Raw genomic sequence first — 11,896 nt, forward strand, 5'->3', positions numbered from 1 at the left:
TTCGCTGCAGGACGCATCCCCAATGACCGAAGGCATCAACCTGCCCTTGCTGCTGGGCGCGCTGTTCAGCGCCACCGCGGGGGTACTGCACCTGATGGTCATTGCCGTGGGCCCGCGCTGGTACCGTCTGTTCGGCGCGGGCGAACGCATGGCCCGGGCCGCCGAACAAGGGCGCGCCTACCCTGCCCTGGTCACCCTGGTGATCGCATCGGTACTGCTGGTCTGGGCCGCCTACGCGCTGTCGGCGGCCGGTGTGATCGCGCCACTGCCTTTGCTGATGCCGATCATCTGCCTGATTACCCTGGTGTACCTGGCCCGTGGCCTGCTGGGGCCGCTGTTGCTGGCCGGCACCGGGCGCAGCCGGCGTTTTATCGCGGTCAGTTCGGCCATTTGTGTGGGTGGCGGGCTGCTGCACCTGTTCGGGGTCGTGCAGCAGTGGCTGACGCTGGGCTGATTCCCACGCACAAACAGCATCTTACCGTCATCAATTAGCGACTAAGCTTGTCCCCATGGATGACTCAGACTACCTGCGCCTGCTTACCATCCAGGCCGAACAAGCCAATGCGTTCCTGTCCAATGCCCGCAAATGGGAACGCGAGCGTTGGGTCTGCCAGCGCCTGCTGCAGGGGCTGAACATTCCCTACCGCAGCGAGGACTTCACCCCGGCCGGGCAAGAGCCGCCGGACGTGCTGTTCCGCGACGCGGCGTTCGAGGTGTTCTTCGTGCTCGACGAGGGCCGGCGGCTCAACGACGAGTGGCGCGAAGAGCTGCAACGTCGGCGCAGCGCGTTTTCCCTGGCCCAGCTGGTGCGCCGCGAGCAGCGGCCACGGCGGATCAGCGCCCAAGAGCTGCTGGCGCGCCTGGCGCCCACGCTGCGCAAGAAATCGCACAACTACCGCGAACGCGGGCTGGACCTGGGCGAGCTGGACATCATCGCCTTCTCCAGCCTCAAGCGCGAAGTGCTCGACCTCAACAGCCATTTCCCGCCGCCGACCGAGTACCTGCGCCAGGGCTGGCGGTCGCTGTCGCTGGTGGGGCCGACCTTCGCCCGGGTGCTGTTCGCCCACCCGGACGCGCCGGATTTCCTGCGTGGCAACCTGGGACGCAGCATCGTGTTCGACGTAGGCATCAGTCTTTGATCCAGTGCCGGGTGTCTTTGCGATCACGTACACTCGGCGCCAGGGATAGAAAGCATTATCATTCGACCCATGCGTTTGCGTGAACGCTGTGGCGTACACGCAGTCACAAACGTCTATCTGACGAGGCCCACCATGACCAGCCGCCTGAATCCCGAAGATCAGCGTCGCGTCGATGAGTATCTGAGCGCCCCCCAGCATCAAGTCGAGCGCAGGCCCTTCCGGCCGTTGCTGCTCCTGTTGCTGGTGGTGGCCGTGACCATCGGTCTGGGCCTGTTGAGCCGCCTGCTGAGTGGACTGGTGCTATGAGCTGCCTTGCGCTCGCCCGCCCCTCGTGCCGGATGCGGCCGGACCTTGTGTCCACGAATTCCGTAAAACTTGTGAGATATCCTAATGACTCATCGCATCGTGATTGTCGGCGGCGGCGCCGGCGGCCTGGAACTGGCGACCCGCCTGGGTAAAAGCCTGGGCAAGCGCAAACAGGCCGAGATCACCCTGGTTGATGCCAACCTGACGCACATCTGGAAGCCACTGCTGCACGAAGTGGCGGCCGGCTCGCTGAACTCTTCGGAAGACGAACTGAACTACGTGGCCCAGGCCAAGTGGAACCACTTCAACTTCCAGATGGGCCGCATGAGCGGCCTGGACCGCGAAAGCAAGCAGATCCAGCTGGCCGCGACCCTCGACGACGAGGGCCGCGAGCTGCTGCCTGCGCGCACCATCGGCTACGACACCCTGGTGATCGCCGTGGGCAGCAACACCAACGACTTCGGCACCTTGGGCGCGGCGCAGCACTGCCTGTTCCTCGACAGCCGCAAGCAGGCCGAGCGCTTCCACCAGCAACTGCTCAACCACTACCTGCGTGCCCACGCGGGTGACGTGGCCAGCGAGAAGATCAGCGTGGCCATCGTCGGTGCCGGCGCCACGGGTGTCGAGCTGGCGGCCGAGCTGCACAACGCCGCCCACGAGCTGGCGGCCTATGGCCTGGACAAGATCCAGCCGAAGGACATGCACATCACCCTCATCGAGGCCGGCCCACGGGTGCTGCCGGCGCTGCCGGAGCGCATCAGCGTGCCGGTGCACAAGACCCTGGAAAAACTCGGCGTGACGGTGATGACCAACGCGGCGGTCAGCGAAGTGACCGAGGATGGCCTGAAGACGGCGGCCGGCGAAGTGATCCAGGCCAGCCTGAAGGTGTGGGCGGCGGGCATTCGCGCGCCGGGCTTCCTCAAGGACATCGACGGCCTGGAAACCAACCGCATCAACCAGCTGGTGGTGCGCCCGACCCTGCAGACCACCCGCGACGACAATATCTTCGCCTTCGGCGACTGCGCCGCCTGCCCGCAGCCGGGCAGCGACCGCAACGTGCCGCCACGGGCCCAGGCCGCGCACCAGCAGGCTTCGCTGCTGGCCAAGAGCCTGAAGGCGCGCCTGGAGAACAAGGCGCTGCCGACCTACGAGTACAAGGACTACGGCTCGCTGGTTTCGCTGTCGCGGTTCTCGGCGGTGGGCAACCTGATGGGTAACCTGATGGGCAGCGTGAAGCTGGAGGGCTGGCTGGCGCGGATGTTCTATGTGTCGCTGTACCGGATGCACCAGATGGCGCTGTATGGGTTCTTCCGCACGGCGATGATGATGCTGGGTAGCAAGATTGGGCGCGGGACTGAGCCGCGTCTGAAGCTGCACTGATAACAGGCCCTGCTCTCCCCGGTGGGAGCGGGCTTGCCCCGCGATAGCGACAGCCGCCATAACCTGGTGACCTGAACCGACGCCATCGCGGGTCAAGCCCGCTCCCACGCTGGCGACTTCACCTGACCACGCGATACGTGCTCTGCACAAACCCACTCTCGTAACTGGTCGTCTTCATGTGCTGCAACAGCACATCCTTCGCCAACCCGCCAAACAACGGAATCCCCTGCCCCAGCAGCACGGGAATGCGGGTGATGGTCATCTCGTCCACCAGCCCCTCGCGCAGGAACCCCTGAATCAGTTTGCCGCCATCCAGGTACAGGCTCTTCGCGCCCGTCGCCTGCAGGTGCTCGAGCAATGCCGGAATCGGCCCCGGGTGCAGTTCGACCTGCGCCGGCGCGCCCTTGGGCAAGGCCTCGAGGCTGGCGCTGACCACCACGACCCGCGTATCGGCATATGGCCACTCGCCAAAGGTCATGACCTTGTCGAACGTCCCGCGCCCCATCACCAGCGTATCGACGCCCGCCATGAACCCGGCGTAGCCATGGTCGTCGGTGGATTGGGTGGCGCCCATCAGCCAATCGAGGCCGCCGTCTTCACGGGCGATGTAGCCATCCAGGCTGGTGGCGATGAAAACACGGGCTTTGAGGGACATGCGTGGCGCTCCTGCGGGCAAAGGCCACAGGGTAGCAAGGGCGGGAATATAAATCGCGGACAAAAGAAAAAGGGCATCTCAGTCGAGATGCCCTTTTTACATGGTGGGTCGTGTAGGATTCGAACCTACGACCAATTGGTTAAAAGCCAACTGCTCTACCAACTGAGCTAACGACCCGGAAAATGGTCGGGGTGAGGGGATTCGAACTCCTGACATCCTGCTCCCAAAGCAGGCGCGCTACCGGACTGCGCTACACCCCGAGATTGGCTCCGCGACCTGGACTCGAACCAGGGACCCAATGATTAACAGTCATTTGCTCTACCGACTGAGCTATCGCGGAACTGAACTTCGGTACATCTTTACTGCTTCGAAGTCTGTGTTAGCTTCGAATTCTTTAGCTGCTTCGCTTTCGCGTTGTCGCTGCTGAGGCCGGCTATTCTACATTCTTCGTTTTGCTTGTCAACCACTTTTTTTCGTTCAACTTACTGATTTGTAAGTTGTTTTGCGATCTCCGATGTTGCTGGTGATTCGCTCAGTGCCTGACAGCGGGGCGAATATTAGGGGCACTCTGGATTTTGTGCAAGCACTTTTTTCAAAATTTTCAGCAAGTTAGGTAGGAAGCCGGAAAATCAGGGGTTTGCGGCGCCTGCACTGGCCTTATCGCGGGGCAAGCCCGCTTCCACGCATAGGGTACCTGGTGGCACCGATCAGCGTGGGAGCGGGCTTGCCCCGCGATGGCGTCGGGAAAGCCAACATAAAAAAGCCCCGCTTTCGCGGGGCTCTTCAATGACCGACGTGATCAGGCGAAGACGATTTCCTCGCCCTGCACCTTCGCAGTGATCGCCGCACCCGGCAGGAACTCGCCGGCCAGGATCAACTGCGCCAGCGGGTTCTCGATCCAGCGCTGGATCGCACGCTTGAGCGGCCGTGCGCCATACACCGGGTCGTAACCGACGGCGATCAGCTTGTCCAACGCCTCCGGGCTCAGGCTCAGGCTCAACTCGCGCTCGGCCAGGCGACCGCGCAGGCGGCCGAGCTGGATCTCGGTGATGCCAGCGATCTGCTCGCGGCCCAGGGGCTCGAACACCACCACTTCGTCGATGCGGTTGATGAACTCCGGACGGAAGTGCGAACCCACCGCGTCCATCACCGCCGCGCGCTGCGCCTCGCGATCACCGGCCAGTTCCTGGATCTGCGCCGAGCCCAGGTTGGAGGTCATCACGATCACCGTGTTGCGGAAGTCCACGGTACGGCCATGGCTGTCGGTCAGGCGGCCGTCTTCCAGCACCTGCAGCAGCACGTTGAACACATCCGGGTGGGCCTTCTCCACCTCGTCGAGCAGCACCACCGAGTACGGCTTGCGGCGCACGGCCTCGGTCAGGTAGCCGCCCTCTTCATAGCCCACATAGCCTGGCGGGGCGCCGATCAGGCGAGCCACGGAGTGTTTCTCCATGAACTCGGACATGTCGATGCGCACCATGGCCTCTTCGGTGTCGAACAGGAACTCGGCCAGCGCCTTGCACAGCTCGGTCTTGCCCACGCCGGTGGGCCCAAGGAACAGGAACGAGCCGCTGGGGCGGTTCGGGTCGGATAGGCCTGCACGGGAACGGCGCACGGCGTTGGCCACGGCGGTCACCGCCTCGTCCTGGCCGATCACCCGTTCATGCAGCAGGCTTTCCATCTTCAGAAGCTTCTCGCGCTCGCCTTCGAGCATCTTGGCCACCGGGATGCCGGTCCACTTGGACACCACTTCGGCGATTTCTTCCTCGGTCACCTTGTTGCGCAACAGTTGGTTGTCGGTCTTGCCGTGCTGGTCGACCATCTGCAGGCTGCGCTCCAGGTCCGGGATGACCCCGTACTGCAGCTCGGCCATGCGGCTGAGGTCGCCCTTGCGGCGAGCAGCTTCCAGCTCCTGGCGGGCCTGCTCGATCTTCTGCTGAATCTGCGCCGAACCCTGCACCTCGGCTTTTTCCGAGGCCCAGATCTCTTCGAGGTCGGCGTACTCGCGCTCCAGGCGGTCGATTTCCTCGGTCAGCTTCTCCAGACGTTTCTTCGCCGCTTCGTCCTCTTCTTTCTTCAGTGCCTGGGATTCCACCTTCAGCTGGATCAGGCGACGGTCGAGGCGGTCGAGCACTTCCGGCTTGGAGTCGATCTCCATGCGGATGCGGCTGGCGGCTTCGTCGATCAGGTCGATGGCCTTGTCCGGCAGCTGGCGGTCGGTGATGTAGCGGTGGCTGAGCTTGGCCGCGGCAATGATCGCGCCGTCGGTGATGGCCACCTTGTGGTGCACTTCATAGCGTTCTTTCAGGCCGCGCAGGATGGCGATGGTGTCTTCCTCGCTCGGCTCTTCGACCAGTACCTTCTGGAAACGACGCTCGAGGGCGGCGTCCTTCTCGATGAACTGGCGGTATTCGTTGAGCGTGGTGGCGCCGACGCAATGCAGCTCGCCACGGGCCAGGGCCGGCTTGAGCATGTTGCCGGCGTCCATGGCGCCCTCGCCCTTGCCGGCGCCGACCATGGTGTGCAGTTCGTCGATGAACAGGATGATCTGGCCTTCCTGCTTGCTCAGTTCGTTGAGCAAGCCTTTGAGGCGCTCTTCGAACTCGCCGCGGTACTTGGCGCCGGCGATCAGCGCGCCCATGTCCAGGGCCAGCAGGCGCTTGCCTTTCAGGCCGTCGGGCACCTCGCCGTTGATGATGCGCTGGGCCAGGCCCTCGGCGATGGCGGTCTTGCCCACGCCGGGCTCGCCGATCAGCACCGGGTTGTTCTTGGTCCGGCGTTGCAGTACCTGGATGGTGCGGCGGATCTCGTCGTCACGGCCGATCACCGGGTCGAGCTTGCCTTCCTCGGCGCGCTTGGTCAGGTCGACGGTGTACTTGTCCAGGGCCTGGCGCGATTCCTCGGCATTGGCGTCGTTCACCGCCGCGCCGCCGCGCAGGTTGTTGATGGCGTTCTCCAGGGCCTTCTTGCTGACGCCCTGGCCGAGTAGCAGCTTGCCGACCTTGCTGTTCTCGTCCATGGCGGCGAGCAGCACCAGCTCGCTGGAGATGAACTGGTCGCCCTTCTGCTGGGCCAGGCGGTCGGCCTGGTTGAGCAGGCGCGCCAGGTCCTGGGACATGTTCACATCGCCGGTCGGATTCTGGATTTTCGGCAGCTGGTCGAGCTCCTTGGTCAACGCCTTGCGCAGGCTGTTGATGTCGAAGCCGACCTGCATCAGCAGCGGCTTGATCGAGCCACCCTGCTGGTCGATCAGTGCCTGCAGCAGGTGCAGGGGCTCGATGGCCGGGTGGTCCATGCCCACGGCCAGGGATTGGGAGTCGGATAACGCGAGTTGCAGCTTGCTGGTCAGTCGGTCTATTCGCATGGGGGATACCTTCCTTTAAAGGGCAGGCGGAGCGATGGACAGCACCTGTAATGAAGAACCTGCCTGAGATGACCAATAGATAAGGGTGATTCTGGAAGATTCAAGCGTAGCGGGGTTGACAGAGGTCAGCACCAGTGACGTGTGGCAACGTGGGCCGGGTAAGGTCAGCGCGGCTGCAACCAGACCAACGAAGCAAAGCGCCCACCCTGCGGGGTACGGCGATAGGAGAAGAAGCGTGGATCACTGACCGTGCAGAAGCCACCACCATAAACGGCGGTAACGCCACGCGCCGCCAGGCGGATCCGCGCCAGCTGATAGATATCGGCCATCAGCTTGCCCGGGCGCTCACCCTCGACAAACGCGTCAGCCGCCTCGGGATGCACGGCGGTGAAGGCATCGCGCACTTCCATGCCCACCTCGAACGCCTGCGGCCCAATCGCAGGCCCCAGCCACACCAGCACGTCTTCAGACGCCAGCGCCAGGCGGTCGAGGGTGGCCTCCAGCACGCCACCGGCCAGCCCGCGCCAGCCGGCATGGGCGGCTGCCACTCGGGTACCGGCGCGGTCGCAGAACAGCGCTGGCAGGCAATCGGCGGTCATCACGGTGCAGGCGATGCCCGGCTGGTCGGTCCAGCTGGCATCGGCTTCGGCAACCACTGCGGGATTGGCGTCGGCCACCACCAGCCCATGCACCTGCTTGAGCCAGGCCGGCTGGATAGCGAATTCGTCGCTCAGGCGACGACGGTTCTCGGCAACCGCCTGCGGGGCATCGCCCACATGGTCGCCAAGATTGAAGGATTCGTAGGGCGGCAGGCTGACGCCGCCCTCGCGGGTGGTGACACAGGCGCGAACCGAGGCCGGGGCCGGCCAGTCGGGGAGGATCAGCGACTGCGTCAGGCCACTCATCCGATGAAGCTCTCGCGGTCTTGGTCGAGCAGCGACAGCAGCCACTGGAAGTCGTCCGGCAACTCCGACTTCCATTCCATGCGCTCACCCGTGGTCGGGTGGTCCAGCGCCAGGAAGCGTGCGTGCAGGGCCTGACGCGGGAAGTGCTTGACCGCCTCGACCATGGCCACGCTGGCAGCCGGAGGGATGCGGAAGCGTGCACCGTAGGTCTGGTCGCCGACCAGCGGATAGCCGACATGCGCCATGTGCACACGGATCTGGTGGGTGCGCCCGGTTTCCAGCTTGACCCGCACATGGGTGTGCGAACGGAAGCGCTTGAGCACGCGGTAGTGGCTGACGGCCGGTTTGCCGCCCTCGGTCACCGCCATGCGCTGGCGCTCGCCGCCGTGACGGCCGATCGGCGCGTCGATCTTGCCGCCGGCGATCACCACGCCGACCACGATGCACTCGTAGATACGGCTGACCGAACGCTTTTGCAGCTGGTCGACCAGGTTGGTCTGCGCCTGCAGGGTCTTGGCCACCACCATCAGACCAGTGGTGTCCTTGTCCAGGCGGTGCACGATGCCGGCGCGCGGCACGTTGACGATGTCCGGGACATGGTGCAGCAGGGCGTTGAGCAAGGTGCCGTCGGGGTGACCGGCCGCCGGGTGGACCACCAGCCCGGCGGGCTTGTTGATCACCAGGATCTGGTCGTCCTCGTAGACGATGTCCAGCTCGATGTCCTGAGCCACCCATTCGCCCTGGGCCTCCTGCTCGGCTTCGAGGGCCAGGATGGAGCCGGTGTGGACGGTGTCGCGCGGTCGCAGCACCGCGCCATCGACGGTCAGGCGGCCATCCTTGATCCACGAGGACAGGCGCGAACGCGAGTACTCGGCGAACAATTGGGCGGCGACCTGGTCGAGGCGTTGGCCGCCCAGTTCGGACGGGACCTCTGCGCTAAGTTGAATGATCTCGGACATGCTCGAATCGACGGGCGTTCAGCCTTTGGTTTCGGCTGCGCGCTTGTGGTTAAATACGGCTTCTTTTGCCCCGGGGTTTGGCCGGGGGCGCTCATCATAACAGGACGGCACCGCCCAAGACAGCGGCCGTCAAAGGGACGCAAGCCGCCATGCAAGTGAAACACCTGCTGCTGATCGCCATCCTCGGGCTCACCGCTGCCTGTTCCTCGAACAAGGAAGTCATTGACGAGAACCTCAGCGAGGCCGAGCTGTACCAGCAGGCGCAGGCCGACCTGGACAACTCCAGCTACACCAGCGCCGTGAACAAGCTCAAGGCCCTGGAATCGCGCTACCCGTTCGGCCGCTACGCCGACCAGGCCCAGCTCGAGCTGATCTACGCCAACTATAAAAACTCCGAGCCCGAGGCCGCCAAGTCCGCCGCCGAGCGCTTCATCCGCCTGCACCCGCAGCACCCGAACGTCGACTACGCCTACTACCTCAAGGGCCTGACCTCGTTCGACCAGGACCGTGGCCTGCTGGCGCGCTTCCTGCCGCTGGACATGACCAAGCGTGACCCAGGCGCCGCCCGCGACTCGTACAACGAGTTCGCCCAGCTGACCAGCCGCTTCCCCAACAGCCGCTACGCCCCGGACGCCAAGCAGCGCATGATCTACCTGCGCAACCTGCTGGCCTCCTACGAAATCCACGTGGCCAACTACTACCTGAGCCGCGAGGCCTATGTGGCCGCCGCCAACCGTGGCCGCTACGTGGTGGAGAACTTCCAGGAAACCCCGTCGGTGGGCGATGGCCTGGCGGTGATGGTCGAGTCGTACCAGCGCATGCACCTGGACGAGCTGGCGGCCACCAGCCTCGAGACCCTCAAGCTCAACTACCCGAACCACCCGAGCCTGGTCGATGGCCAGTTCGTCGCCAAAGTGGATGAAAACGGCAACCGCTCGTGGCTGTCCAAGGCCACCCTGGGCCTGATCGACACCCAGGCGCCACTGCCACCGGGCGAGACCCGCGCCAACCAGGACGTGGTCAAGCAGTTCCAGGACGCCCGTTCCGAGATTCCGCAAGAGCTGCTGCCGAAGGACGAGAACGGCGACCCGATCCTGCCGGAAGGTCCGAAGGAAGCCGAGAAGGACCGTTCCTGGTTCAGCTACATGACCTTCGGTCTGTTCGACTGATACCACGCACGCAAAGAAAGGGAGGCCCGAGGCCTCCCTTTTTTCATGCCTGCGTCCTAGACTGTCGGCTTCTTTTCTCGACAAGCTGGACACCATGGTTCGCCTACTCTTCTGGATCGCCCTGATCGCCGCCGCGTTCTGGCTGTGGCGCAAGTTCAAGACCAGTCAGCAATCACCTGCCGAGCCGCGCCTGCAGGATCCGCTGAAGATGGTGCGCTGCGCCCATTGCGGCGTGCACCTGCCCAATGACCGGGCGTTGTCGCGGGGCCAGGAGTGGTACTGCAGCCAGCAGCATCTGGAGCAAGGGCCTGGCCAGCAACGCTGACAGCCTACGCGCCCTCTGTAGGAGCGGCCTTGTGCCGCGAAAGGGCTGCGCAGCAGCCCCCAGGATTCAGCGTTGACGCGATGATCGCCGGGGCCGCTTTGCGGCCCTTTCGCGGCACAAGGCCGCTCCTACAGGGTGGGACCGCAAACTCAGCCCAGACGCCCCCCAGGCGCATACGGCGCCGGATCGATAATCGGCTCGCGCCCCAGCAGCAAATCACCAAACAGCTGGCACGACGCCGGCGCCAACACCAGCCCGTTGCGGTAATGCCCGCAGTTCAGCCATAACCCTTCATACCCCGGCACCGCGCCGATATACGGTATGCCTTCGGGCGAGCCAGGACGCAGGCCAGCCCAGTGCCCCACTACCTCGGCCTCCGCCAGCGCCGGCAGCAATTCCACCGCCGAGGCCTTCAGGCTCTCCAACGCATCCCCGGTCGGGGTCTTGTCGTAGCCGGCATGCTCCAGCGTGCTGCCCACCAGGATATGCCCGTCGCGGCGCGGGATCGCGTAGCGCCCCTTGGCCAGGACCATGCTCGGCAAGAAGTCCTCGGCGCACTTGAACAGGATCATCTGACCCTTCACCGGCTCCACCGGCAGCGTCAGCCCGAGGGTCTGCAGCAGGTCACCGCTCCAGGCTCCGGCGCTGAGCACCACATCGTCAGCGGCGATCACACCGTCCTCGGTCTGCACACCGGTAACGCGACCACCTTCATGGACGAACCCGCTGATCTGGCAATGCTCGCGCAGGGTCACGTTCGGCAGCGCCTGCAACGCGGCCTTCAGCGACTTCACCAGGCGCGGGTTGCGCACGTTGGCCACGCCCGCCATGTAGATGGCATGGCGGTAACCCGGGCCAAGCACCGGCACGGCGCCGTAGGCCGCCGAGATATCCACCGCACTGAGCGGGCGTTGCTCGCGTGCGGCCCAGGCCAGGGCCTCGGTTTCGTCTTCCAGATCCAGCCAGTACAACCCGGTGGTGTGCACCTCGGGGTCGACCCCGGTGCTGGCGAACAGGCGCTCGCCCAGCTGTGGATAAAAATCCTGCGACCAGTGCGCCAGGGCGGTCACCGCCGGGCTGTAGCGCCAAGGGTACAGCGGCGAAACGATCCCGCCACCGGCCCAGGACGACTCCCGACCCACCTCGCCCTGGTCGCACACCACCACCCGGTCGACATCCGCCGCCAGGTTGAACGCGGTCAGCAGGCCGATGACACCGCCGCCGACAATCACTACTTGCTTGCTCATGGTTCGATCCAACACCTGAAGTAATTCCACGGCGCCTGGGCACCTCATGATCTTCAGCTTCCCCAGCACACCTCGTCGCCCGCGCCCGTGTGATCGCGCACGCCCGCCTGGTCGAGCAGGAAGTCGCCGCAGCGGTCATCCGCCATGAAGGCATCGGGCACACGGCTGGCGCGCAGGCTGAACCGGTCAGTGTCGCGCCAGGCCTGCAGGCGGTAGTAGCGTGTGCCCGCGGGCAACACGGTGGTCAGCTGCTCGTTGTCGGCATAACCGCCCACGCGTGCGCGGTGCTGCTCCAGGCGCAATGCCGCGTCCTGCAGCAGGCCGAGCGCTTCGCTTCGTGCGGCGCGGCGCAACTGGTCGCTGTAGCTGGGGTAGGCAATGGCTGCCAGCATGCCGATCAGCGCCACGACAATCAATAATTCGATCAGACCAAGGCCGCGCTGCATC

General features: G+C 64.7%; 12 protein-coding genes and 3 tRNA genes. 6 read left to right on the forward strand and 9 right to left on the reverse strand.

The window, feature by feature from the left end; translation table 11 throughout:
- Positions 1-22: 22 nt before the first annotated feature.
- The 4 genes from HU735_RS15410 to HU735_RS15425 all read left to right on the forward strand — a co-directional run bounded on the left by HU735_RS15410 (position 23) and on the right by HU735_RS15425 (position 2,825).
- Positions 23-454, forward strand: a complete 432-nt coding sequence (locus HU735_RS15410) for a hypothetical protein (RefSeq protein ID WP_186714203.1) — start codon at positions 23-25, stop codon at positions 452-454.
- A 55-nt stretch (positions 455-509) separates the two neighbouring features.
- Entirely contained in the window at positions 510-1,139 is a 630-nt protein-coding gene (locus HU735_RS15415) for a DUF1780 domain-containing protein (RefSeq protein WP_110739751.1), read from the forward strand.
- A 132-nt stretch (positions 1,140-1,271) separates the two neighbouring features.
- Entirely contained in the window at positions 1,272-1,445 is a 174-nt protein-coding gene (locus HU735_RS15420) for a DUF3094 family protein (protein WP_050703672.1), read from the forward strand.
- 84 nt (positions 1,446-1,529) lie between these two features.
- Entirely contained in the window at positions 1,530-2,825 is a 1,296-nt protein-coding gene (locus HU735_RS15425) for an NAD(P)/FAD-dependent oxidoreductase (protein WP_186714204.1), read from the forward strand.
- Between the two features lie 118 nt (positions 2,826-2,943).
- On the opposite strand, the gene HU735_RS15430 is transcribed toward HU735_RS15425, so the two are convergent.
- The 7 genes from HU735_RS15430 to rluD form a co-directional block, all read right to left on the reverse strand.
- Complete coding sequence (locus HU735_RS15430; RefSeq protein ID WP_186714205.1) at positions 2,944-3,480, reverse strand: dihydrofolate reductase family protein; 537 nt, start codon at positions 3,478-3,480, stop codon at positions 2,944-2,946.
- Positions 3,481-3,581: 101 nt separating this feature from the next.
- A tRNA-Lys gene (locus tag HU735_RS15435) sits at positions 3,582-3,657 on the reverse strand.
- A gap of 6 nt (positions 3,658-3,663) precedes the next feature.
- Positions 3,664-3,740, reverse strand: a tRNA-Pro gene (locus HU735_RS15440).
- Between the two features lie 4 nt (positions 3,741-3,744).
- A tRNA-Asn gene (locus tag HU735_RS15445) sits at positions 3,745-3,820 on the reverse strand.
- A gap of 459 nt (positions 3,821-4,279) precedes the next feature.
- Positions 4,280-6,844 (reverse strand): ATP-dependent chaperone ClpB, encoded by a 2,565-nt coding sequence (gene clpB, locus HU735_RS15450; protein WP_186714206.1) that lies wholly within the window; start codon positions 6,842-6,844, stop codon positions 4,280-4,282.
- Positions 6,845-7,008: 164 nt separating this feature from the next.
- Positions 7,009-7,749: a peptidoglycan editing factor PgeF gene (gene pgeF, locus HU735_RS15455; RefSeq protein WP_186714207.1), complete on the reverse strand. Its 741-nt coding sequence runs from the start codon at positions 7,747-7,749 to the stop codon at positions 7,009-7,011.
- Positions 7,746-8,708, reverse strand: coding sequence for a 23S rRNA pseudouridine(1911/1915/1917) synthase RluD (gene rluD, locus HU735_RS15460; protein WP_028689894.1), 963 nt, complete (start codon positions 8,706-8,708; stop codon positions 7,746-7,748). The genes pgeF and rluD overlap by 4 nt, the downstream gene beginning before the upstream one ends.
- Before the next feature lie 149 nt (positions 8,709-8,857).
- Here rluD and HU735_RS15465 point away from each other — a divergent pair, with 149 nt between their 5' ends.
- Entirely contained in the window at positions 8,858-9,877 is a 1,020-nt protein-coding gene (locus HU735_RS15465) for an outer membrane protein assembly factor BamD (RefSeq protein ID WP_050703667.1), read from the forward strand.
- Positions 9,878-9,971: 94 nt separating this feature from the next.
- A complete protein-coding gene (locus HU735_RS15470; RefSeq protein WP_028689896.1) occupies positions 9,972-10,202 on the forward strand; it encodes a PP0621 family protein in 231 nt (76 codons plus the stop codon).
- A 149-nt stretch (positions 10,203-10,351) separates the two neighbouring features.
- On the opposite strand, the gene thiO is transcribed toward HU735_RS15470, so the two are convergent.
- Together thiO and HU735_RS15480 are read right to left on the reverse strand one after the other, a co-directional pair.
- A complete protein-coding gene (thiO, locus tag HU735_RS15475; RefSeq protein WP_186714208.1) occupies positions 10,352-11,449 on the reverse strand; it encodes a glycine oxidase ThiO in 1,098 nt (365 codons plus the stop codon).
- Positions 11,450-11,502: 53 nt separating this feature from the next.
- On the reverse strand, positions 11,503-11,895 hold the full coding sequence (locus HU735_RS15480) for a type IV pilin protein (RefSeq protein ID WP_186714209.1): 393 nt from the start codon (positions 11,893-11,895) through the stop codon (positions 11,503-11,505).
- Position 11,896 lies beyond the last annotated feature (1 nt).

It is taken from the genome of Pseudomonas sp. BW16M2 (genome assembly GCF_014268865.1).
GTDB classification, from domain to species: domain Bacteria; phylum Pseudomonadota; class Gammaproteobacteria; order Pseudomonadales; family Pseudomonadaceae; genus Aquipseudomonas; species Aquipseudomonas peradeniyensis.

Bases quoted from the DNA above. Each gene is read 5' to 3' on its own strand.
- HU735_RS15410 (WP_186714203.1), top strand. From the start codon at position 23: ATGACCGAAGGCATCAACCTGCCCTTGCTGCTGGGCGCGCTGTTCAGC.
- HU735_RS15415 (WP_110739751.1), top strand. From the start codon at position 510: ATGGATGACTCAGACTACCTGCGCCTGCTTACCATCCAGGCCGAACAA.
- HU735_RS15420 (WP_050703672.1), top strand. From the start codon at position 1,272: ATGACCAGCCGCCTGAATCCCGAAGATCAGCGTCGCGTCGATGAGTAT.
- HU735_RS15425 (WP_186714204.1), top strand. From the start codon at position 1,530: ATGACTCATCGCATCGTGATTGTCGGCGGCGGCGCCGGCGGCCTGGAA.
- HU735_RS15430 (WP_186714205.1), bottom strand. From the start codon at position 3,480: ATGTCCCTCAAAGCCCGTGTTTTCATCGCCACCAGCCTGGATGGCTAC.
- clpB (WP_186714206.1), bottom strand. From the start codon at position 6,844: ATGCGAATAGACCGACTGACCAGCAAGCTGCAACTCGCGTTATCCGAC.
- pgeF (WP_186714207.1), bottom strand. From the start codon at position 7,749: ATGAGTGGCCTGACGCAGTCGCTGATCCTCCCCGACTGGCCGGCCCCG.
- rluD (WP_028689894.1), bottom strand. From the start codon at position 8,708: ATGTCCGAGATCATTCAACTTAGCGCAGAGGTCCCGTCCGAACTGGGC.
- HU735_RS15465 (WP_050703667.1), top strand. From the start codon at position 8,858: ATGCAAGTGAAACACCTGCTGCTGATCGCCATCCTCGGGCTCACCGCT.
- HU735_RS15470 (WP_028689896.1), top strand. From the start codon at position 9,972: ATGGTTCGCCTACTCTTCTGGATCGCCCTGATCGCCGCCGCGTTCTGG.
- thiO (WP_186714208.1), bottom strand. From the start codon at position 11,449: ATGAGCAAGCAAGTAGTGATTGTCGGCGGCGGTGTCATCGGCCTGCTG.
- HU735_RS15480 (WP_186714209.1), bottom strand. From the start codon at position 11,895: ATGCAGCGCGGCCTTGGTCTGATCGAATTATTGATTGTCGTGGCGCTG.